This is a genomic window from Streptomyces sp. NPDC041068 (genome assembly GCF_040647455.1).
Lineage (GTDB): Bacteria > Actinomycetota > Actinomycetes > Streptomycetales > Streptomycetaceae > Streptomyces.
This window is the reverse complement of record NZ_JBEZCG010000019.1, coordinates 37,658-60,061: the sequence shown is the minus strand read 5'-3', so window position 1 is coordinate 60,061 and position 22,404 is coordinate 37,658. Positions and strand designations below refer to the sequence as shown.

Genomic DNA, 22,404 nt, shown 5'->3' with positions numbered 1-22,404 from the left:
CGGAAGGGCTCGCTCAGCCCTGCACCTCGGACTCGTCCATCCACATGATTTCCCAGGTGTGGCCGTCCAGGTCGTCGTAGGAACGGCCGTACATGGTGCCGTAGTCCTGGACCTTGCCCGCCGTGCCGCCCGCGGCGATCGCCTTGTCGACCAGCTCGTCGACCTTCTCGCGGCTCTCGGCGCTCAGACAGAGCAGCGCCTCGCTGGTCTTCGTGGAGTCCGCGATCTCCTTCTGCGTGAAGTCCGCGTACCGCTGCTTGCTCAGCATCATCGCGATGATGGTGTCGCTGATGACGACGCACGCGCAGTCGTCGGTCGAGAACTGCGGGTTGAGCGTGTAGCCGACCTCGGTGAAGAACTTCTTCGACGCGGCGACGTCGTTCACGGCCAGGTTCACGAAGATCATCTGCTGGTACATGAGGTCTCTCCCGGTGAGTGCGTGCGCGGGTGAGGGCGTGTGCCCTGCGAGTGCGTGTGCTTTACGGGAGGTTAGACACGCGTTCGACGCGGAACTCATCGCTCGGCGTGAACTTTTTTTCCATGAGTTTCGCCGTGGGCTCTCCGTGTGTCGCTCAACGCCCCAGCGGCAGCGCCGCCAGTTGCGCGACGATCCAGGTCAGCGGCCCGAACACGGCGGCCAGCGCACCCGTGCGGAGCGCCGCGGAGCCGCGCAGCATCGTCGCGGGCGCCCCGAGCCGCAGCAGCGCGGCCGTCGTGTGCGCGCGGGACTGCCGGGCCTCGACGGAGGCCGTGGCCAGGGTCAGCACGGCGCAGCCCGCCACGAGCAGCGCGCCGAGCGTGGTGAGCGGACCGACGTCGGGGCGCGGTCCCGCGTACAGCACGACGGAGGCGAACGCGCCCGACGCCACCGCGCACAGCACGCCGAGCGGCCGGCCGATGCGGCGCGCCTCCTCCTGCAGGACGCGCCCGGCGAGCAGCCGCAGGGCGCCGGGCCGCACCGCCTGCAGGATCCTGCCGCAGAGGTAGGTGAGGCCGGGGCCCGCGAGCACGAGGCCGAGCGCGGTCAGCGCCCATCCCGCAAGGACGCCCGCCGGGCTGCCGTCGGCGCCGCCCGGCATGGGGAAGCCGCCACGCGTTCCTCCGCCGGAACCGCTCGCGTACGTCTCCACGGCGAGGCCCGCGGCGAGCAGCGCGACGCCCCAGGGGAGTCCGCTGGGCGGCGGCGCGGGAGCGTCCGGTTCACCGGCGGGCGCGGCGCCGGACTCCGCGCCGGAGGCCTTGGCGGGCCGCGGCCGCAGCACGACGGCGCTCGCGACCGACGCGATGATCGGGACGAGGGCGAGCAGGGTCAGCGCGGCGGCGAGCGGCAACGGCCGGTCGGCGGCGAGCAGTTCGGCCTCTGCCCCGTCGAAGGGCAGGCCCGACAGGTCGCCCCGCAGATGCAGGAAGAAGAGCAGCGCGAGCAGCGAGCCGAGGGTGCAGGCCACTGCGGTGGAGATCGCGGCGAGGACCATCAGACGGCCGGGGCCGAGGCCGACCGCGGAGAGCCCCGGGCGCGGTCGTGTCGCCGGGTCGGTGCGGGCCACGGCGACGGCGAAGTAGACGGTGGCGGCGATCGGGGCGACGCACCACGCCAGGCGCAGCACGGCTCCGCCGCCGGGGTGCTCCATCGCGTACGCAAGGGTGCACAGCAGGAGGAAGCCGGTGCCGGCGGACGCGGCGGCGACGAGCAGCCGCCGCAGCTGGACGAGCGGGTGGGCCCCGCGGGCTAGACGGAGAGCGAGCACGCGGCCCGGCCTTCCGCGGAGGGGACCCCGAGCGCACGAGCCACTCGGGCACCGACCCCGGCACCGACGGACCGCCCGCTACGGGATCCGGCCGCGGCACCTACGGCTCCGGCACCCGTGGCTTCGGCGGACTGTGCGGCACTGGAGCTGACCGTGGCTTCGGCGGACCGTGCGGCACCGGAGTCGACCGTGGCGCCGGTGGCTGCGGCACTGGACTCGCCGGTGGCTGCGGCACTGGACCGCCCGGCGTCGGATTCGACCGTGCCGACGGACCTCGCGGCGTCGGAGCCGACCCTGGCGGCGGTGGACCTCATGGCACCGGAGTCGACCGTGGCGGCACTGGACCGCCCGGCGTCGGAGCCCACCCTGGCGGCGGTGGACCTCGCGGCGCCGGAGCCGACCCTGGCGCCGGTGACTGCGGTGCCGGAGGTGGTGATCGTCCCGGGCGTGTTCGGTCTCCCGGTGGCGCCTACGTGGAGCGGAGCTCCCGGGCCACCTCCCGTGCCGTCCTCGGGCGCGGGCAGGTGCACCGTGTTCACGCGGCGCCCGTCGAGGAGGGTGACGGTGCGGTCGGCGAGGGTGGCGACCTCGGCGTCGTGCGTGGCGAGGACGACCGTGATGCCGTGCGAGCGGGCCGCCGTGGTGAGGGTGCGCAGCACGTGCGCGCGGTCGGCGCGGTGCAGGGGAGCGGTGGGCTCGTCGGCGAAGAGCACGGACGGCGTGGTGACCAGGGCGCGGGCGATGGCGACGCGCTGGCGCTCGGCCTGGAGGAGGGCGTGCGGGCGCTTGCGGGCACAGGTGCCGATGTCGAGCCGCTCCAGCCACTCCTGGGCGGCGGGCTTGGAGACGCGGTGCGAGGCGCCACGCAGCATCAGCGGCAGGGCGACGTTCTCCCAGGCGGTGAGTTCCGGGACGAGCTGCGGCTCGGGGTCGATCCAGCCGAAGCGGTCGCGGCGGAGCCGCTCGCGCACGAGCGGGCCCATCGTGTGGACGGGCGTGCTGTTGAACCACACCTCGCCCTGCTGGGGCAGGAGTTGACCCGACAGGCACTGCAGGAGCGTCGTCTTGCCGCAGCCGCGGGGGCCGTTCACGGCGAGGATCTCGCCCTCGCGGACACCGAGCGAGACGCCGGTGAGGGCGGGGGAGCCGTTGTGTTTGACGTGCAGGGCGCGTGCCCACAGCACGTCGTTGTCCGGCGGGGCCACCATGGCGTACACCTCGGTTCAGATCAGTTTGCCTCCCCCGTACGGGGGAACGAAGGCGGGGCCGATCGGTCACTGGGCACGCTAGGGATTCGGGTGGACTTGCCCGGAAAGGACGCGGCCCGGGGGCGCCCGTTCTCACTCGAACGGGCGCCCCCGGGGCCGGTGTTGATCAGGCAGAAGCCGATCAGAGCTTCGTCCAGGCCTCCGTGAGGACCTGCCGCAGGATGCCCTCGATCTCGTCGAAGGTGTCCTGGTCGGAGATCAGCGGCGGGGCCAGCTGGACGACCGGGTCGCCGCGGTCATCCGCACGGCAGTACAGGCCGTTGTCGTACAGCGCCTTGGAGAGGAAGCCGTACAGGACGCGCTCGGTCTCCTCGTCGTTGAACGTCTCCTTGGTGTCCTTGTCCTTCACCAGCTCGATGCCGTAGAAGAAGCCGTTGCCGCGGACGTCGCCGACGATCGGCAGGTCGAGGAGCTTGCGGAGGGTCTGGTAGAACGCGTCCTCGTTGTCGAGCACGTGCTGGTTCAGGCCCTCCTTCTCGAAGATGTCGAGGTTGGCGAGGCCGACCGCGGCGGAGACGGGGTGGCCGCCGAAGGTGTAGCCGTGCAGGAAGGTGTTCTCGCCCTTGTAGAACGGCTCGGCGATGCGGTCCGAGACGATGCACGCGCCGATCGGGGAGTAGCCCGATGTCATGCCCTTGGCGCAGGTGATCATGTCCGGTACGTAGTCGAACTTGTCGCAGGCGAACATCGTGCCGAGGCGGCCGAAGGCGCAGATGACCTCGTCGGAGACGAGCAGCACGTCGTACTTGTCGCAGATCTCGCGCACCCGCTGGAAGTAGCCGGGCGGGGGCGGGAAGCAGCCGCCCGCGTTCTGCACCGGCTCCAGGAAGACGGCGGCGACCGTCTCCGGGCCCTCGAAGAGGATCTCCTGCTCGATCTGGTCGGCGGCCCAGCGGCCGAAGGCCACAGGATCATCGGCGTGAGCGTGGCTCGGGGCGCGGTAGATGTTGGTGTTCGGAACCTTGTGCGCGCCGGGGACCAGCGGCTCGAAGGGGGCCTTCAGGGCCGGGAGTCCGGTGATGGACAGGGCGCCCTGCGGGGTGCCGTGGTAAGCGACCGCGCGCGAGATGACCTTGTACTTCGTGTGGTTGCCGTTGAGCTTGTGGTACTGCTTCGCCAGCTTCCACGCGGTCTCGACGGCCTCGCCGCCACCGGTGGTGAAGAAGACCTTGTTGAGGTCGCCCGGCGCGTAGTTCGCGAGGCGCTCGGCGAGTTCGACGGCCTTCGGGTGGGCGTACGACCACACGGGGAAGAAGGCCAGCTCCTGCGCCTGCTTGTAGGCGGTCTCGGCGAGCTCGTGACGGCCGTGGCCCGCGTTGACGACGAAGAGGCCGGAGAGGCCGTCCAGGTACTTCTTGCCCTTGTCGTCGTAGATGTAGGTGCCCTCGCCACGCACGATGGTGGGGACGGGCGCGTTCTCGTACGACGACATGCGGGTGAAGTGCATCCACAGGTGGTCGTAGGCGGTCTGGCTGAGGTCCTTGCTCACGGCTATCGGGTTCCCCACATATAGGTCTGCTTCTTGAGCTTGAGGTAGACGAAGCTCTCGGTGGAGCGCACGCCGGGGAGGGCGCGGATGCGCTTGTTGATGACTTCGAGCAGGTGGTCGTCGTCCTCGCAGACGATCTCCACCAGGAGGTCGTGCGAGCCCGCGGTCATCACCACGTACTCGGCCTCCGGCATGGCGGCCACTGCGTCCGCCACCGGGTCCACGTCGCCCTCGACGTTGATCCCGACCATCGCCTGCCTGCGGAAACCCACGGTGAGCGGGTCCGTGACGGCGACGATCTGCATCACGCCCTGGTCGAGCAGCTTCTGGACGCGCTGGCGCACGGCGGCCTCGGACAGGCCCACGGCCTTGCCGATGGCGGCGTACGGACGGCGTCCGTCCTCCTGGAGCTGCTCGATGATCGCCAAAGAGACGGCGTCCACGGGCGGGGTGCCGTTCCCACTGCCGCTCCCGCCGGGGTTCCCGGTCCGAGAGCCGCGGGGGTTGCTGGGGTCTGCGCTGCGACTGGCCACGACCTCACTGTGCACGACGTCTCGTCACTTCCGCAAGGCTAGATCGATGAAATTCGTTGTCTGCGACTTCAATCGTCACGGATTCCGCAGTTCTGGGCAGCTGGGTATGTTGAAAGCGTCGGTGCAGCGACTAGGGTGGGTGTCTCATCCACTGGACATCGGGGCCCGGGGAACCGTCGGGCACCGGGAATCTGACAGGAGGGCCGGCAGTGACCACCGAGCTGCGCCGTCTGCGCAACTACATCAACGGAGAATTCCGGGACGCGGCCGCCGGACGGACCACCGAGGTGATCAATCCGGCGACCGGCGAGGCCTACGCCACCGCGCCGCTGTCGGGTCAGGCCGACGTCGACGCCGCCATGAAGGCCGCGGCCGACGCGTTCCCCGCCTGGCGCGACCTGACGCCCGCCGAGCGGCAGAAGGCCCTGCTCAAGATCGCCGACGCGTTCGAGGAGCGCGCCGAGGACCTCATCGCCGCCGAGGTCGAGAACACGGGCAAGCCGATCGGACTCACGCGGTCCGAGGAGATCCCGCCCATGGTCGACCAGATCCGCTTCTTCGCGGGCGCGGCCCGGATGCTCGAAGGCCGCGCGGCCGGCGAGTACATGGAGGGCCTGACCTCCATCATCCGCCGCGAGCCGGTCGGCGTCTGCGCGCAGGTCGCGCCGTGGAACTACCCGATGATGATGGCCGTGTGGAAGTTCGCCCCGGCGCTCGCCGCGGGCAACACGGTCGTCCTCAAGCCGTCGGACACGACCCCCGCGTCGACCGTCCTGATGGCCGAGATCATCGGCTCCATCGTGCCGCCCGGCGTCTTCAACGTCGTCACCGGCGACCGCGACACCGGCCGCGCCATGGTCGAGCACCCGACCCCGGCGATGGCCTCGATCACCGGCTCCGTGCGCGCCGGCATGCAGGTCGCCGAGTCCGCGTCCAAGGACCTCAAGCGGGTCCACCTGGAGCTCGGCGGCAAGGCCCCGGTCGTCGTCTTCGAGGACACCGACATCGCAGGCGCCGTCTCGGGCATCTCCGAGGCGGGCTTCTTCAACGCGGGCCAGGACTGTACGGCCGCCACGCGCGTGCTCGTCCACGAGTCCATCCACGACGAGTTCGTGACGGCGCTCGCCAAGGCCGCGTCCGACACGAAGACCGGGCAGCCGGACGACGAGGACGTGCTCTACGGCCCGCTCAACAACGCCAACCAGCTGAAGCAGGTCTCCGGCTTCATCGACCGGCTGCCCGCGCACGCCAAGGTCGAGGCGGGCGGCCACCGGGTCGGCGAGAAGGGCTACTTCTACGCCCCGACCGTCGTCTCGGGCCTCAAGCAGGACGACGAGATCATCCAGAACGAGGTCTTCGGCCCGGTCATCACCGTCCAGTCCTTCACGGACGAGGCGCAGGCCGTCGAGTACGCGAACGGCGTGGAGTACGCGCTGGCCTCGTCCGTGTGGACGAAGGACCACGCGCGCGCGATGCGGATGTCCAAGGTCCTGGACTTCGGCTGCGTCTGGATCAACACGCACATCCCGCTGGTCGCGGAGATGCCGCACGGCGGCTTCAAGAAGTCCGGCTACGGCAAGGACCTCTCGGCGTACGGCTTCGACGACTACACGCGCATCAAGCACGTGATGACGTCGATCGGCTGACCGAACGCACGCGGTATCGCGGCCCCGCACGGGAACTCCCGTGCGGGGCCGCGTCGTTCGCGGCTGTTTCGCCCGTCCCCTGGACAGGGTGTCGGATCATGGACCGGTCACTCGACGCCTCGTCCATTGTCCGTGCCGGGCCGCCGGGGCATCCTGCCCAGGTGCCAGTCAACCGAGCCACTTCCCGCCCCTCCCGCCGGACCCTCCTGCGCGCCCTGGGCGGCGCCGCCGCACTCGGCGGTCTCGCGGGCTGCGGGGTGCCCGCCGCCTATGTGAACTCCGGCGACCGCGCGGCGGCCGACCGCTCCGAGCGGGACAGGCGGCTCGTCTTCGCCAACTGGCCGCTCTACATCGACACCGATGACGACGACAAGACGAAGCGGCCCTCGCTGGACGCCTTCGAGAAGCGGACCGGGATCGACGTCCGCTACACGGAGGAGATCAACGACAACGACGAGTTCTTCGGCAAGATCAGCCCGTCCCTGATGAACCACCAGGAGACCGGCCGCGACCTCATCGTCATCAGCGACTGGATGTGCGCCCGCTTCGTACGGCTCGGCTGGGTGCAGGAGATGGACCGGGCCAGGCAGCCCAACGTCACCAAGTACCTCGACCCGCTGCTGCGTTCACCGCACTTCGACCCGGGCAGGAAGTTCACCGTGCCCTGGCAGTCCGGCATCACCGGCATCGCGTACAACAAGCGCAAGGTCGGCCGCGAGATCAAGCGCGTCTCCGACCTGTGGGCCGACGACCTCAAGGGCCATGTCACGCTGCTCTCCGGCCTCGACGAGGCGTTCGCGCTGCTGCTGCAGGGCGACGGCGTCGACATCACCAAGTGGCGGGCCGACGACTTCCACCGCATGTGCGACAAGGTCGAGAAGCTGGTGAACAGCCACCACATCCGCCGCTTCACCGGCAACGACTACATCAAGGACCTGTCCAGCGGCGACGTGCTCGCCTGCCAGGCCTACAGCGGTGACGTCATCCAACTCCAGGCCGACAACCCGGACATCGAGTTCGTCGTGCCCGAGGAGGGCGCCGAACTGTGGGCCGAGTCCCTGATGGTCCCCAACCTGGCCCACCACAAGCGGAACGCCGAGCGGCTCGTCGACTACTACTACGAGCCCGAGGTGGCCGCCGAGCTGGCCGCCTGGGTCAACTACGTCTGTCCCGTCCCCGCGGCCCGCGACGTCCTCGCCTCCTCCAAGGACAAGGAGCTCGCCGCCCTCGCCGAGGACCCGCTGATCTTCCCCGACGACGCGATGCGCAAGCGCCTCGTGATCGCGCGGGACATCACGTCGAAGGAGCGCACGGAGTTCGCGAAGCGGTGGAACGCGTTGGCGGGGCTGTAGCGCCCGGCCCCGGTGCCGCCTACGCCAGGAACTCCTCCACGGCCCGGACGAACGCCTCCGGCACGGCCTGGTGGACCAGGTGCCCCACCGGGAAGGTGACCAGACGCCCGTCAGGAACGCGCCGGGCAAGCTCGGCAAGGCCTTCCTGGGGCACGTGGCTGTCCGGGCCGCCCGCCACGACGAGGGTCCTGGCCGTGATCAGCCCGAGCCCGTCCAGCCACCGCGGATCGGGGGTGTCGATCTGACTCCTGACGGCGCCCACCAGATCCCAGTCGAAGTCCAGCTCGCCTTCCGGCCGGGTCGCGGGAAAGGGCTCGCGGGGGAGCGGAAGCGGCGCCTCCTCCAGGACGAGCCGGCCCACCTGCCCGGGGCGCTCCTGCGCGAGCAGATAGGCCACGATGCCGCCCATGGAGTGCCCGATCAGATCGATGCGGCCGAGCTCCAACGCGTCCAGGGACGCGAGCACGTCGCCCTTCATCGACTCGAGCGAATACGTCCCCGGCCAGTCGCTCCGCCCGTGCCCGCGCAGATCGAAGGCGTACACACGACGGCGCCGGGCCAGCAAGGGGGCCACCGCGTCCCACGTGCCGGCATGCTCCCCCATGGAGTGCAGAAGGACGAGCGGCGGCCCCTGCGGCGGCCCGGACACCCGACAGGCGAGCTGTATGTCTGCGAGGTCCACGGTGCGGTGATCGACCATGTCCCGAGTGTAGGTGGGCAGTTCACGCGCGGCCCGGGGTGAGTCAGCGACGTCGGCGCACCTTCTTCCACGCCTCCTCCGCCATGTCCACCGCGCTCAGGCGCCAGCCGTCCAGCTTGTCGCGGACCGTGGTCAGGAGCCGGCGCCACTTGAACCAGGGGGGCAGGCCGCGGAACGGGACGAAGGTCAGGACGTCGTCGACGGCGTTCTCGGCGATGCCGCGATGGCCCTCGGCGCGCAGGGCCGCGTACAGCTCCGGAGTCAGTTCGCCGTTGATCCGGGCCGCGGCGCCGGCCGCGGTGAACGCGAACCGGCGCTGCTCGATGTCCGGCAGCCGCATCGCCCACAGGATCCGCGGCGCCGAATCGGCTAGCGGGCAGTTGTGCGCCAGGCCGATCACCGCCGTGCCGAGATGGTCCTCGCCGCGTTCGAAGGCCGCGTCGACCTCGGCGGGATCGGCGATGCGGATCAGGCGCTCGCCGGTCTGCCAGTCGTGGTCGGGCTCGGGTGTCATCGCCGTCTCTCAGCTGTCGCACGGGGCGGGGGCGGCTGCACCCGCTGCTTCTGCACGGTGTCGATCATGCCTGGCTTCTTCTCGGTCTTCTCGGTGAAGGTTGCCGCGGCCCGGCCCGCCCACCGCGGGATCGCGTTCTCGCCCACCATCCCCTTGATGTCCCGCAGCACCTTGCCGACGTCATCGGCGAAGTCGTGTACAAGGCGCGGCTCTTCGGCGGAAACTCGACGAAGACGGCGGCCCCTCAGCGGAGTGCGGCCTCCACGATGCGTCCGGCCACCGGGTTCGCGTCCTTGCCCTTGGCGTCGGTCGCGTTGACCGAGTAGATGAGGGTGCGGGAGCCGTCCTCGGTGGCGGCGATGATGTTCGTGTAGCCGTAGCGGGCGCCGGTCTTCAGCCAGACCACCTTGTCGCCGACCTTCGCGCGCTGCGGTCCCGCGCCGAAGGTGGCCTCGGGGACGCCCGGCGCGAGGCGTGGCCGGGTGAGCATCTCCTTCAGCTGGGCGCGCGGCAGCAGCTCTCCGCCGAACAGGGCCTGCGTGAACCGCTCCAGGTCGGCCGTTGAGGAGATCATGTCGCCGGCGGCGAAGCGGTCGTACTGGTTCCACTCGGTCACGTCGACGAGGCGGGTTGTGCCGTCGGCCTGCTCCATCTGCTGGTAGCCGCGGTTGTGCGGGCCGCGGATGCGGGGATCGGTGCCGGGGAAGTACGTGTCGCGCATGTGCAGCGGCTCGAAGATCCGCAGGGCCGCCTGATGGGCGTACGAATCCCCGGTGACCTTCTCGATCAGCAGGCCGAGCACGGTGTAGCCGATGTTGCGGTAGTGCTGCTCGTCGCCCGGGTCGTGCTCGGGGCCCTTGGCGATGGCGGAGGCGACGACGGTGCGCGGGTCCAACGTGTCGTAGCGGTGGGCGAATTCGTCGTCGAAGCCGTCGCCCGGCTTCAGCCCGCTCGTGTAGTTCAGCAGGCTGCGTACGGGGATGGGGTCGAACTTCTTCGCCGACGCCTTGGCGAACAGGCCGGGCATGTAGTCCTGCACGGGCCTGTCCGGATCGAGCCTGCCCTCGGCGACGAGCTGCAGTGCCACCGCCGCGGTCACGATCTTCGTGGTGGACCCGGCGCGGAAGCGGCCGTGCGGGTCGGCCTTGCGGTGCGTGACCAGGTCGTGCACGCCTGAACTGCCCCGCCAGGTCCCGTCGGTGCCGCCGACGCGGACGAGGGCGGCGGTCGCGTCCGCGTTCGGCAGGCCCTTGACGGCGTCGCGCAGGGCCTTGCCGTCGGGTCTGTTCGACGGGGTGTCGACGGTGGTGACGGACGAGGCCGGCGGGTGGTCGCGGGCGATGGCGGGGGCGGCCGCGGCGCCGGTCAGGCCGAGGACGAGGGCGGCGGCGAGAGCGGCGCGGGCGCGAACCTTCACGGTGACTCCAGGGGCTGCTGCTGGGCTGTGGAGTCCCATCCTGGTGATCGCGCACAGGCCACGGATCGTCGGTGGGGAGGGCACGGTCCCGGGAAGCCGTCGGGGTCAAGGGGCGGCAGATTCAGGGACGGTGAGGGGGATGCCCCCTAGGGGGTGGCGGTGCGCTGTCCCTTCAGGCGGCGGTGCGCAGCCCGGTGAGGACGTCGATTCGGTTGGTGGTGATCGAGTCGACGCCCACGTCCAGCAGGCGGCGCATCGAGCGGCGGGTGTCCGGGGTCCAGGCGGAGATCAGGAATCCCTCGCGGTGCACCTGGAAGGCGAGTTCGCGGTCGATCAGGGGGAAGCGGTAGTTGAGCCAGCGCGGCTTGATCGCGTCGAGCAGGGCGTGGCGCGGCGGCGCCAGGCTCGTCCAGGTCAGGGCGATCTCGGCGGCGGGGTCCGCGGCGCGCACCGCGAGCATCGCCTGGGCGCCCGCGCAGTAGTACGCGCGCTCGGCGGCCCCGCAGTCCGTGACGGTCCCGACGACCGTGCGCACCGAATCGGGCGTCGCGCCCGGCAGATCGACCATCACCCGGTGCCCCTCCGTGGCCTCCAGCGCCGCTTCGAGGGTCGGTACGCCGCCTTCGGTGAGGCCGTCGAGCTCGGCGGACGACAGGGCGGCGAGCGGGCGTTCGTACCCCCACAGGCGCTTGAGGTCCTTGTCGTGGAGCAGGACGGGTACGCCGTCGCGGCTCAGTCGGACGTCGATCTCCACCGCGTCCGCGCCCTGTTCGAGCGCGGAGCGCAGGGAGGGGATCGTGTTCTCGCGGACGCGGTAGGGATCGCCTCGGTGGGCCACAGCAGTCACGGTGCGCATGGGCCCATTGTGGTGCCGTCCTTACGGGGCGAGCCAGGTCTGCGTGTACGTGTCGATCTCGGCGGCGATGCGGTCCTTGCCCGCCCGGTCGAGGAAGGAGACCTCGACGGCGTTCTTGGCGAGGGCGGCGATGCCGCGCTCGTCGAGGTCGAGGAGGCGGGCCGCGACCGCGTACTCGTTGTTGAGGTCGGTGCCGAACATCGGCGGGTCGTCGGAGTTGATCGTCACGATCACCCCGGCCTCGACGAACTGCTTGACGGGGTGCTCGTCGAGGGTGCGGACGGCGCGGGTCGCGATGTTCGAGGTCGGGCAGACCTCCAGCGGGATGCGGTGCTCGGCGAGGTGGGCGAGCAGCTTCGGGTCCTGCGCGGAGGTGGTGCCGTGGCCGATGCGCTCGGCGCCGAGGTGGTTCAGGGCGTCCCAGACGGTCTCGGGGCCCGTGGTCTCGCCGGCGTGCGGGACGGAGTGCAGGCCCGCGGCGATCGCCTGGTCGAAGTAGGGCTTGAACTGCGGGCGCGGTACGCCGATCTCGGGCCCGCCGAGGCCGAAGGAGACCAGGCCCTCGGGGCGCAGCTTGTCGGTGGTGGCGAGGCGGAGCGTCTCCTCGGCCGACACGAGCCCGGCCTCGCCGGGGATGTCGAAGCACCAGCGCAGTACGGTGCCGAACTCGTCCTCCGCGGCCTTGCGGGCGTCCTCGATGGCGTCCATGAAGGCGCGGTCGTCGATGCCGCGGCGCACGGAGGAGTACGGGGTGATGGTCAGCTCGGCGTAGCGGACGTTCTGCCGGGCCATGTCGCGGGCCACCTCGTAGGTGAGGAGGCGGACGTCGTCCGGGGTGCGGATCAGGTCCACGACGGAGAGGTAGACCTGGATGAAGTGCGCGAAGTCCGTGAACGTGAAGTAATCGGCCAGCGCCTCGGGGTCGGTCGGCACCGCGGAGTCGGGGTGCCGGGCCGCCAGCTCGGAGACGATGCGGGGGGAGGCCGAGCCGACGTGGTGCACGTGCAGTTCCGCCTTGGGCAGTCCTGCGATGAAGGCGTGCGGGTCTCTGGCTGTCGCTGCGGCGTTCTGCTGCTCGGTCACGGATTCCTCCCCAGGAACGGGCTTGATCGGCTGATCGGTGGGTCGGGATCATCGTAGGCGGCGGTCGGCGCGGGGAAAGCGGGGGCCGTAGCATGACGGAACGTACGAAAGAGGTGACCCGTCATGTCCGCCAAGCCCGAGGACGATGCCGCGCGGGACGCGGACGCACCGCATCCTCCGGAGGAACGGGACCCGTGGGCTCCGCCACCGGAGGACCGGGTGAGCCTGGACAAACGGGGTGCGGGGCCGTGGGCTCCGCCGGTGGGTCCTACGGGGCCAGTGGGACCAGTGGGGCCTACGGGGTCAGTGGGACCAGTGGGGCCTACGGGGTCAGTGGGTTCTGAGGGTTCCGGTTCTGGAGGGCCTGCGGGACCTGCGGGGCCTGCGAGTGCTGCGGGGCCTTGGGATTCTGCGGGGCCCGGGGCTTCGGGGGCGCCCGGTTGGGCAGGGCCCGGGGCTTCGGGTGCGCCTGCCGCGCCGGGGCCTTCGGCGCACGACCAGTGGACCGTCACGTCGATGCCGGGCGCGGGGACGCCGCCGCCCGTGCCGTCGGGTGACGGCAACCCCTTCGCGGCGCCCGGTGAGCCCGTGCCGCCGCCTCCGCTGTCGCCGGAGGGTCCCGGTCAGATGCCGTACGGGTACCAGGGTCGGCCCGGTTATCCCGGGTACCCCGGCTACCCGAGCCATCCGGGATACGCGGGCTACCAGGGCCACGGGGCGCCCGGCTACGGCTGGCCCGCCATGCCGATGGCGCCCGCGAACGGCATGGGCGTGGCCGGGCTCGTCCTCGGGATCATCGCGGCGGCCGGCTTCTGTCTGTGGCCGCTGGCGATCGTCCTCGGCATCCTCGGGGTCGTCTTCGGCGCGGTGGGGCGCGGCAAGGCGCGACGGGGCGAGGCGACGAACGGGGGCCAGGCCCTGGCCGGAATCATCTGCGGCGCGGTCGGCATCGCGCTGGGCGTCGGGGTGCTGGTGCTGCTGTTGGTGGTGCCGGATGAGGAGACGGATGTGGGGACCTCGCGGGGCGACCCGGGGTTTTCAGCGACGGTGGTGGTGGGGCGGTCCTAGGCCGCCGCTTCGCGGCGGATGTCTCCCGCCCGCCCGTTCACCCCGCAGCCCCCCCCCGCGAGGTAGCAGCGGTGGGGTGGGCCAGCGGTGGCCCGCCCGCTGATGCTGCTCGTGGGGTCGGCCTAGGCCGCCGCTTCGCGGCGGATGTCTCCCGCCCGCCCGTTCACCCCGCAGCCCCCCGCGAGGTAGCAGCGGTGGGGTGGGCCAGCGGCCGCCTCGTCCCGCCCCGCCCCGCGAAGGCGCCGAGCCGCCCCTGGGTTCCTAGGTTTCGGCTCGACGCGGGGTAATCGGGCGGGTGGGTGGGAGACGCCCGTGGTCCGGGGGAACTGGGCGCCCGCTGTGCGAAGGCGCCCCGAGCCCGCGCCTCCTGTGTCCCTGCTCGACGCGGGGCAATCGGGCGGGCGGGTGGGACAGCCAACCGCCGCGCAGCGCCCCCGCACCCCTCAAACCGCCCCCGCCAACACCCCCCGCGCCTCCATCAGCGCGAAGCCCAGCAGGTTCGGGCCCCGCCACTTCTCCGGGTCCTCGACGCGAGGGTTGTCCGCCGCGAGGCCCACGCCCCACACCCGGTCCAGCGGGCTCGCCTCGACCAGGACCCGCCGACCCGTCCCCAGCAGGAAATCCCGCAGGCCCGCGTCCGACGCGAACTTGTGGACGCTGCCCGCGACCACGATCCCGAACCGCTCCCGCGCCCACACCGCCTCGTCGAAGCCCCGCACCAGCCGCCCCGCGTTCTTCGCCTCCGCCGGTGTCCGCGCCGCGAGGACCGTCCCCTCGGCCTCCGCGTCGTCGAAGAGGCGGGCCTTGGCCGCCATCATCCAGTGCTCCGCAGTCGCGTACGCCACGCCGTCCACCGTGAAGGGCGAAGGCCACCACTGGCTGAGGCAGCTCGCCCCCAGCGTGCCGTCACGCCGCGGCGTGTGCCCCCAGAAGTGCAGGTACTTGACCCGTTCCCCCGCCCGCACCGCCCCGAGCAGCTCCTCCACCGAGCGGACCGAGTCGATCTTCGTCATGCACGCGAGTCTGGCACGCACCACTGACATTCCGTCCGGGGTTTTCCAGGACGACTCGACACCTGGTCGACAGATTCCGTCGCGTAACCAAAAGGCAACTACGGAATCACTTGTTGGACTACCACTGCTCTGTCAGGATCGGCACTCAAATCGATCTGGAGCTACGCCGACCCCCGCCGCACGGGGAGAACGGCGGAGGAGAGCGTCATGCACAACTTCCAGGCGCAGGACCACTTCGCGGACGGCGCGCAGTACATCGCCGGGCGACTGACCAAGGGAACCTCGGGCCGGACCCACGCGGTCGTCGACCCCGCCACCGGCGACGAGGTCTACACGTACGAACTGGCCGGAAGCGACGACGTCGACGCCGCCGTCGCCTCGGCCGCCGAGGCGTTCCCCGGCTGGGCGGGCGCCACCCCCGGCGAGCGCTCCGACGCCATGCACCGCTTCGCGGGCGTCCTGGCCGACCGCGCCGAGGAGTTCGCGCAGGCCGAGTCGCTGCAGTGCGGCAAGCCGATCAAGCTGAGCCGCGAGTTCGACGTCCCCGGCACCGTCGACAACACCGCCTTCTTCGCGGGCGCGGCCCGGCACCTGCAGGGCCAGTCGGCGGGGGAGTACACCGGGGACCACACCTCGTACGTACGCCGTGAGCCCATCGGTGTCGTCGGGTCCATCGCCCCCTGGAACTACCCCCTCCAGATGGCCGCCTGGAAGGTGCTCCCGGCGATCGCGGCCGGCAACACCATCGTCCTCAAGCCCGCCGAGCTCACCCCCCTCACCTCGCTCCTCTTCGCGCAGGCCGCCACCGAGGCCGGCATCCCCGACGGTGTCGTCAACATCGTCACGGGGGCCGGGAAGGACGCCGGTGAGCACCTCGTCGGGCACCCCGACGTCGCCATGACCTCCTTCACCGGGTCCACCGGCGTCGGCAAGCGCGTCGCCGAGATCGCCACCGCCACCGTCAAGCGCCTCCACCTGGAGCTCGGCGGCAAGGCGCCCTTCGTGGTCTTCGACGACGCCGACCTCGACGCCGCCGTGCACGGCGCGGTCGCAGGCGCGCTCATCAACTCGGGACAGGACTGCACCGCCGCCACGCGCGCGTACGTCCAACGCCCCCTGTACGACGCCTTCGTGGCGGGCGTCGCCGACCTGATGCGGACCGTGCGGCTCGGCGACCCCTTCGACGCGAGCACCGACATGGGGCCGCTCATCTCGCACGTGCACCGCGACCGCGTCGCCGGTTTCGTCGACCGGGCCCGCTCCTACGCGCGCGTGGTCACCGGTGGCGAGGCGCTCGACCACCCCGGCGCGTACTACCGGCCCACGCTGATCGCGGACGCCGCGCAGGACAGCGAGATCGTGCAGTCCGAGATCTTCGGCCCCGTCCTCGTGGTGCTGCCCTTCGACTCCGACGACGAGGGCATCCGGCTCGCCAACGACACCCCCTACGGCCTCGCCGCCTCCGCCTGGAGCCGCGACGTGTTCCGCGCGAACCGCGCGACGCGCGAGATCAAGGCCGGGTGCGTGTGGGTCAACGACCACATCCCGATCCTCAGCGAGATGCCGCACGGCGGCTACAAGGCGTCCGGCTACGGCAAGGACATGTCCGCGTACTCGTTTGAGGAGTACACCCAGGTCAAGCACGTCATGTTCGACAACACCGCGGTGGTCCGCAAGGACTGGCACCGCACGATCTTCGGGGACCGATAACCAGCAGTCAGCAGGTCGCGCGACCAGCGGCCGCCTCCCTCCCACAGGGAGATCCGAAAGGGCAACCACGCGCATGGAGCAGTACGAGCCCGACATCCCCCAAGCTCTCAACTCCGTTCGAGCAGGGAGGGACCCCCTCTCCCCGGCCCAACTGGCCGCCATGCACCGCAGCCTGAGGAACGGCAGGGGCTCCCTGACCCGCCGTTCCCTGCTGCGCGCCTCCACCGGCGGCGCGCTCGCCGTCGGTGGACTCGGGGCGCTGAGCGCCTGCGGTATCCCCGCGGCGGGCAAGGGGCAGGGCGAGGTCTCGTCCGACGACCACTCGGCCACGGAGAAGCGGATCGCCTTCTCCAACTGGACCGAGTACATGGACGTCGACGAGAAGGACAAGAACCGGCGGCCGACCCTGGAGGCGTTCACCAAACGCACCGGGATCACGGTCAAGTACACCGAGGACATCAACGACAACGTCGAGTTCTTCGGGAGGATCAAGCCGCAGCTCGCGCAGGGCGACGAGACCGGACGCGACCTCATCTGCGTCACGGACTGGCTGGCGGCCAGGCTCATCCGCTTCGGGTGGGTCCAGAAACTGGACCCGGCCAACCTGCCGCACGCGTACGCCCATCTCTCCACCCAGTTCCGCGCCCCCGACTGGGACCCGGGCCGTGCGTACTCCTACCCCTGGACCGGCATCTCCACGGTGATCGCGTACAACAAGAAGGCGACCGGCGGGAAGGCGATCACCTCCGTCTCGCAGTTGCTCGACGACCCGAAGCTGAGGGGGCGCGTCGGGTTCCTCTCCGAGATGCGCGACACCGTCGGCATGACGCTCATCGACATGGGCAAGGACCCCGCGGACTTCACCGACGACGACTTCGACGCGGCGATCGCCCGCCTCCAGAAGGCCGTCGACAAGAAGCAGATCCGCCGCTTCACGGGCAACGACTACACCTCGGACCTCGACAAGGGCGACATCGCCGCCTGCATCGGCTGGGCCGGCGACATCGTGCAGCTCCAGGCCGACAACCCCGACGTCGACTTCCACATCCCGGACCAGGGCTACATCACGTCGACGGACAACCTGCTCGTCCCGAACAAGGCACGCCACAAGCGCAACGCCGAGCGCCTCATCGACTACTACTACGAGCCGGAGCCGGCGGCCCGACTGGCGGCGTACATCAACTACGTCTGCCCGGTGGACGGCGTACAGGAAGCGCTCGCGAAGATCGACAAGGATGCCGCGTCGAATCCGCTGATCATTCCCGACAAGGAGATGAAGGCGAAGTCCCGGGCGTTCCGTTCGCTGACGCCGAAGGAAGAGACCGCGTACGAAGAGAAGTTCGCGAAGCTCACCGGCGCGTAGGCACTCCGCTGGACGGTGCGGACTTCGTCCGCGGGTTCGCCGTGGTTGATCGCGCAGTTCCCCGCGCCCCTGAAGGGGCGCCTCCGTTCCTCCCCTCGACTTCCCCTCGACTTCCCCTGGACCCCATCATGACCTCTGCCCAAGAACCCGGCGGCGACGTTCGCCTCAGCGGGATCAGCAAGACGTACGGCTCCTTCACCGCCGTGCATCCGCTCGACCTCACCGTGCCGCAGGGCTCGTTCTTCGCGCTGCTCGGGGCGTCCGGCTGCGGCAAAACCACCACCCTCCGCATGATCGCGGGGCTAGAGGAGCCCAGCTCCGGCACGGTCCGGCTCGGCGATCAGGACGTCACGGACCTGCCCCCGTACAAGCGGCCGGTGAACACCGTCTTCCAGTCGTACGCGCTCTTCCCGCACCTGGACATCTTCGAGAACGTCGCCTTCGGACTGCGCCGCCGCGGCATCAAGTCCGTGAAGAAGCAGGTCGGCGAGATGCTCGACCTCGTCCAGCTCGGCGAGCAGGCCCGCAAGAAGCCGCACCAGCTCTCCGGCGGCCAGCAGCAGCGCGTCGCCGTCGCCCGCGCGCTCATCAACCACCCCAAGGTGCTTCTGCTCGACGAGCCCCTCGGCGCCCTCGACCTGAAGCTGCGCCGCCAGATGCAGCTGGAGCTCAAGCGTATCCAGACCGAGGTCGGCATCACCTTCGTACACGTCACGCACGACCAGGAGGAGGCCATGACGATGGCCGACACCGTGGCCGTGATGAACGGCGGCCGCGTCGAGCAGCTCGGCGCCCCCGCCGACCTCTACGAGAACCCGCGCACCACCTTCGTCGCCAACTTCCTCGGCACCTCGAACTTCATCGAGGCCGAGATCGGCGGCACCAGCGGCAAGGACATCGTCCTCAAGGCGGGCGACGGCAAGCTCACGATGCCCGCCGCGCGATGTACAGCCCCCACCACGACCGGCGGCAAGGTCCTGCTCGGCGTACGCCCGGAGAAGATCTCCCTCACGCACGCCGACGACGCGGGGCAGATCCCCGAGGGCCGCAACCGCATCACGGGCCGCATCGCCGACAGCAGTTTCATCGGCGTCTCCACGCAGTACGTCGTCGACAACCGGGTCTGCGACTCCTTCGAGGTGTACGCGCAGAACATCGAGCGCGACAGCCGCCTCACCCCGGGCGCCGAGGTCGTCCTGCACTGGAACCCGGCGCACACCTTCGGCCTCGACGCCGCCCAGTCCCTGCTTGCCGGGAAAGAGGGCTCGGCGGGCGTCGAAAAGGTCGAGGAGGACGCCTGAGCATGACGACCGTGACCGACGCACCACCGCCTCCGCCTCCGTCCCCGAAACCGCTGCCCGTCCCCGAGGACGCGCCGCCGCGCAAGGTCCGCAAGCGCGGCCGCCTCGTCCCGTACTGGCTGCTGCTCCCCGGCATCCTCTGGCTCGTCGTCTTCTTCGCGCTGCCGCTGGTCTACCAGGCCTCGACCTCCGTGCAGACGGGGTCGCTCGAAGAGGGCTTCAAGGTCACCTGGCACTTCGCCACGTACTGGGACGCGCTCACCGACTACTGGCCGCAGTTCCTGCGTTCGGTGCTCTACGCGGGCGCCGCCACGATCCTGTGTCTGCTGCTCGGCTATCCGCTCGCGTATCTGATCGCGTTCCGCGCGGGCCGCTGGCGCAATGTCATCCTCGTCCTGGTCATCGCGCCCTTCTTCACCAGCTTCCTCATCCGTACGCTGGCGTGGAAGACGATCCTCGCGGACGGCGGCCCCGTCGTGGGCGCCCTGAACTCGCTGCACGTCCTCGACGTCACCAGCTGGCTGGGGATCACGGCGGGCGACCGGGTCCTCGCCACACCGCTCGCGGTGATCTGCGGACTCACGTACAACTTCCTGCCGTTCATGATCCTGCCGCTCTACACCTCGCTGGAGCGCATCGACGGGCGGCTGCACGAGGCCGCGGGCGACCTCTACGCCAAGCCGTCCACGACCTTCCGCAAGGTGACCTTCCCGCTCTCGATGCCGGGCGTCGTCTCCGGCACGCTGCTCACCTTCATCCCGGCGGCGGGCGACTACGTGAACGCGGATCTGCTCGGCTCGACCGACACCCGCATGGTCGGAAACGTCATTCAGACGCAGTTCCTGCGCATTCTGGATTACCCGACGGCCGCGGCGCTCTCCTTCATCCTCATGGCCGCCATTCTGTTCATGGTGACCTTCTACATCCGCAAGTCGGGGACGGAGGATCTCGTCTGATGGCCACTTTCTTCCGTTGGCTGCGCCGCAATCTCGTCGTCATGGCCGGCCTCTGCACGCTCGCCTATCTCCTCCTGCCGAACGTGATCGTGACGGTCTTCTCCTTCAACAAGCCGAAGGGGCGCTTCAATTACTCCTGGCAGGAGTTCTCGCTCGACGCCTGGAAGGACCCGTGCGGCGTCGCCGACATGTGCGGGTCGCTCTCGCTGAGCCTGCAGATCGCCACCTGGGCGACGATCGGCGCGACCGTGCTCGGCACGATGATCGCCTTCGCGCTCGTGCGCTACCGCTTCCGGGCGCGCGGCGCCGTGAACTCGCTGATCTTCCTGCCGATGGCGATGCCCGAGGTCGTCATGGCCGCCTCGCTGCTCACGCTCTTCCTCAACATGGGCGCGCAGCTGGGCTTCTGGACGGTCCTGATCGCCCACATCATGTTCTGTCTCAGCTTCGTGGTGACCGCCGTCAAGGCGCGCGTCATGTCGATGGACCCGCGCCTGGAACAGGCCGCGCAGGACCTTTACGCCGGTCCCGTGCAGACGTTCTTGAGGGTCACGCTGCCGATCGCCGCACCAGGCATTGCGGCGGGCGCGCTGCTCGCCTTCGCGCTCTCCTTCGACGACTTCATCATCACGAATTTCAACGCGGGCTCGACTGTGACCTTCCCCATGTTCGTCTGGGGATCCGCGCAGCGGGGCACGCCCGTTCAAATCAATGTGATCGGTACGGCGATGTTCCTCGTGGCCGTGCTTCTGGTGCTCGCCGGAATGCTGATAGGCAAGCGCCGCAACAAGCAAGCGAAATAGCGCTCGCTTCTACTGTTTCCGAAGGAGTGGAAATCATGGCCCCAAGCGCCATGACCCGTTGGACCAAGTCTCTCTCCGATGCCCAGCCGGTCTCGTACTGGCTGGACGACCCCGGCAGGCCCGCCCCCGAGCCCGCCCTGACCGGCGACGACCGGTGCGACCTCCTCGTCGTCGGCGGCGGGTACAGCGGACTGTGGACCGCGCTCATCGCCAAGGAGCGCGATCCGCGCCGCGAGGTGGTCCTGGTCGAGGGCCGCGAGGCGGGCTGGGCCGCCTCCGGCCGCAACGGCGGTTTCTGCGCCGCGTCGCTCACGCACGGCATCTCCAACGGCCTGTCCCGCTGGCCCGGCGAGATCGAGAAGCTGGAGGAGCTCGGCGCCCGCAACCTCGACGAGATCGAGGCGGCCGTCAAGCGCTACTCCATCGACTGCGACTTCGAGCGCACCGGCGAGATCGACGTGGCCACCGAGCCGCACCAGCTGGCCGAACTCCACGAGATGTACGAGGAGATGGCGGAGCACGGCCTCGCGGGCGGCTCCGAGCTGCTCGACGCGGACGCGCTGCGCGAGCAGGTCGACTCGCCCACCTTCCTCGGCGGCCTGTGGGACCGCGAGGGCGTCGCCATGCTGCATCCGGCGAAGCTCGCGTGGGGTCTGAAGCGGGCCTGTCTGGAGAAGGGCGTACGCGTCTACGAGCACACGCCTGCCCTCCAACTGGCCTCCGCAGGCGCGGGGATGGTGATCCGCACGCCGTACGGCAGGGTCTTTGCCCGCCAGGTCGCGCTCGCCACGAACATCTTCCCCTCGCTGGTCAAGCGCATCCGCTCGTACACCGTGCCGGTCTACGACTACGCGCTCATGACGGAGCCGCTGACCGACGACCAGCTGGCGTCGATCGGCTGGAAGAACCGCCAGGGGCTCGGCGACAGCGCCAACCAGTTCCACTACTTCCGGCTCTCCGCCGACAACCGCATCCTGTGGGGCGGTTACGACGCGATCTATCCGTTCGGCGGGAAGGTGCGCGCCGAGTACGACGACCGGCCCGAGACGTACGCGAAGCTCGCGGGCCACTTCTTCACCTGTTTCCCGCAGTTGGAGGGGGTGCGCTTCACGCACGCGTGGGGCGGCGCGATCGACACGTGCTCGCGCTTCTCGGCGTTCTTCGGCACGGCCCACAAGGGCCGCGTCGCGTACGCGGCGGGCTACACGGGCCTAGGTGTCGGGGCCACCCGGTTCGGCGCCGATGTCATGCTGGACCTGCTCTCCGGCGAGCGCACGGAGCGTACGAGCCTGGAAATGGTGCGGACGAAGCCGCTGCCGTTCCCGCCGGAGCCGTTCGCCTGGACCGGCGTCGCACTGACGAAGTGGTCGCTCGCCCGCTCCGATGCCAACGGCGGCAGGCGGAACCTCTGGCTCAAGACGATGGACAAGCTGGGCCTGGGCTTCGACAGCTGAACAGGCGTACGCGCTGGAACCGGCGCACGCCCTCAGAACCGCTGTGAGCCGCTTCACCACCAACAAGTAGTCGAACCCGCGTAATGCTCGACCCATGGACCTCTCTCTCCTGTGACACGCACAGATGGTG

General features: G+C 70.2%; 19 protein-coding genes and 1 pseudogene. 9 read left to right on the top strand and 11 right to left on the bottom strand.

The window, feature by feature from the left end:
• Positions 1-13: 13 nt before the first annotated feature.
• The 5 genes and pseudogenes from AB0B50_RS35585 to AB0B50_RS35565 all read right to left on the bottom strand — a co-directional run bounded on the left by AB0B50_RS35585 (position 14) and on the right by AB0B50_RS35565 (position 5,053).
• On the bottom strand, positions 14-418 hold the full coding sequence (locus tag AB0B50_RS35585) for a VOC family protein (protein WP_362339970.1): 405 nt from the start codon (positions 416-418) through the stop codon (positions 14-16).
• Between the two features lie 154 nt (positions 419-572).
• Positions 573-1,748: a hypothetical protein gene (locus AB0B50_RS35580; protein WP_362339969.1), complete on the bottom strand. Its 1,176-nt coding sequence runs from the start codon at positions 1,746-1,748 to the stop codon at positions 573-575.
• 518 nt (positions 1,749-2,266) lie between these two features.
• Positions 2,267-2,956: pseudogene (locus AB0B50_RS35575) on the bottom strand (ATP-binding cassette domain-containing protein); the annotation flags it as partial.
• A gap of 181 nt (positions 2,957-3,137) precedes the next feature.
• A complete protein-coding gene (locus tag AB0B50_RS35570) occupies positions 3,138-4,523 on the bottom strand; it encodes an aspartate aminotransferase family protein (protein ID WP_362339968.1) in 1,386 nt (461 codons plus the stop codon).
• Positions 4,508-5,053, bottom strand: a complete 546-nt coding sequence (locus AB0B50_RS35565; protein ID WP_362339967.1) for an Lrp/AsnC family transcriptional regulator — start codon at positions 5,051-5,053, stop codon at positions 4,508-4,510. The genes AB0B50_RS35570 and AB0B50_RS35565 overlap by 16 nt, the downstream gene beginning before the upstream one ends.
• A 194-nt stretch (positions 5,054-5,247) precedes the next feature.
• Here AB0B50_RS35565 and AB0B50_RS35560 point away from each other — a divergent pair, with 194 nt between their 5' ends.
• Positions 5,248-6,684, top strand: coding sequence for a gamma-aminobutyraldehyde dehydrogenase (locus AB0B50_RS35560; protein ID WP_362339966.1), 1,437 nt, complete (start codon positions 5,248-5,250; stop codon positions 6,682-6,684).
• 161 nt (positions 6,685-6,845) lie between these two features.
• Positions 6,846-8,036, top strand: a complete 1,191-nt coding sequence (locus tag AB0B50_RS35555; RefSeq protein WP_362339965.1) for a spermidine/putrescine ABC transporter substrate-binding protein — start codon at positions 6,846-6,848, stop codon at positions 8,034-8,036.
• 19 nt (positions 8,037-8,055) lie between these two features.
• On the opposite strand, the gene AB0B50_RS35550 is transcribed toward AB0B50_RS35555, so the two are convergent.
• The 5 genes from AB0B50_RS35550 to AB0B50_RS35530 all read right to left on the bottom strand — a co-directional run bounded on the left by AB0B50_RS35550 (position 8,056) and on the right by AB0B50_RS35530 (position 12,606).
• Positions 8,056-8,736, bottom strand: coding sequence for an alpha/beta fold hydrolase (locus tag AB0B50_RS35550; RefSeq protein WP_362339964.1), 681 nt, complete (start codon positions 8,734-8,736; stop codon positions 8,056-8,058).
• Between the two features lie 43 nt (positions 8,737-8,779).
• Positions 8,780-9,250: a hypothetical protein gene (locus AB0B50_RS35545; RefSeq protein WP_362339963.1), complete on the bottom strand. Its 471-nt coding sequence runs from the start codon at positions 9,248-9,250 to the stop codon at positions 8,780-8,782.
• A gap of 244 nt (positions 9,251-9,494) precedes the next feature.
• Positions 9,495-10,667, bottom strand: coding sequence for a serine hydrolase domain-containing protein (locus AB0B50_RS35540; RefSeq protein WP_362339962.1), 1,173 nt, complete (start codon positions 10,665-10,667; stop codon positions 9,495-9,497).
• A gap of 172 nt (positions 10,668-10,839) precedes the next feature.
• Entirely contained in the window at positions 10,840-11,523 is a 684-nt protein-coding gene (locus tag AB0B50_RS35535) for a glycerophosphodiester phosphodiesterase (RefSeq protein WP_362339961.1), read from the bottom strand.
• A 21-nt stretch (positions 11,524-11,544) separates the two neighbouring features.
• Complete coding sequence (locus tag AB0B50_RS35530) at positions 11,545-12,606, bottom strand: adenosine deaminase (protein WP_362339960.1); 1,062 nt, start codon at positions 12,604-12,606, stop codon at positions 11,545-11,547.
• Positions 12,607-13,122: 516 nt separating this feature from the next.
• Between AB0B50_RS35530 and AB0B50_RS35525 the strand changes: the two genes are divergently transcribed.
• The gene (locus AB0B50_RS35525; protein WP_362339959.1) at positions 13,123-13,674 is read left to right on the top strand and encodes a DUF4190 domain-containing protein; all 552 of its coding nucleotides are present in this window, start codon (positions 13,123-13,125) and stop codon (positions 13,672-13,674) included.
• Between the two features lie 443 nt (positions 13,675-14,117).
• Here the strand turns inward: AB0B50_RS35525 and AB0B50_RS35520 are convergent, their stop codons facing one another.
• Positions 14,118-14,717 carry an NADAR family protein gene (locus AB0B50_RS35520; protein WP_362339958.1) on the bottom strand — a complete coding sequence of 200 codons (600 nt, stop codon included), beginning with the start codon at positions 14,715-14,717 and terminating at the stop codon, positions 14,118-14,120.
• A gap of 177 nt (positions 14,718-14,894) precedes the next feature.
• Between AB0B50_RS35520 and AB0B50_RS35515 the strand changes: the two genes are divergently transcribed.
• The 6 genes from AB0B50_RS35515 to AB0B50_RS35490 all read left to right on the top strand — a co-directional run bounded on the left by AB0B50_RS35515 (position 14,895) and on the right by AB0B50_RS35490 (position 22,274).
• Positions 14,895-16,397 (top strand): gamma-aminobutyraldehyde dehydrogenase, encoded by a 1,503-nt coding sequence (locus AB0B50_RS35515; protein ID WP_362339957.1) that lies wholly within the window; start codon positions 14,895-14,897, stop codon positions 16,395-16,397.
• Positions 16,398-16,557: 160 nt separating this feature from the next.
• Entirely contained in the window at positions 16,558-17,760 is a 1,203-nt protein-coding gene (locus AB0B50_RS35510; RefSeq protein WP_362340085.1) for a spermidine/putrescine ABC transporter substrate-binding protein, read from the top strand.
• A gap of 128 nt (positions 17,761-17,888) precedes the next feature.
• Positions 17,889-19,061: an ABC transporter ATP-binding protein gene (locus AB0B50_RS35505; RefSeq protein WP_362339956.1), complete on the top strand. Its 1,173-nt coding sequence runs from the start codon at positions 17,889-17,891 to the stop codon at positions 19,059-19,061.
• Between the two features lie 2 nt (positions 19,062-19,063).
• The gene (locus AB0B50_RS35500) at positions 19,064-20,017 is read left to right on the top strand and encodes an ABC transporter permease (protein WP_362339955.1); all 954 of its coding nucleotides are present in this window, start codon (positions 19,064-19,066) and stop codon (positions 20,015-20,017) included.
• Complete coding sequence (locus AB0B50_RS35495) at positions 20,017-20,820, top strand: ABC transporter permease (protein ID WP_362339954.1); 804 nt, start codon at positions 20,017-20,019, stop codon at positions 20,818-20,820. Before AB0B50_RS35500 ends, AB0B50_RS35495 begins: the two co-directional genes overlap by 1 nt.
• A 35-nt stretch (positions 20,821-20,855) precedes the next feature.
• Complete coding sequence (locus AB0B50_RS35490) at positions 20,856-22,274, top strand: FAD-dependent oxidoreductase (protein ID WP_362339953.1); 1,419 nt, start codon at positions 20,856-20,858, stop codon at positions 22,272-22,274.
• The last annotated feature ends 130 nt before the right edge of the window (positions 22,275-22,404 follow it).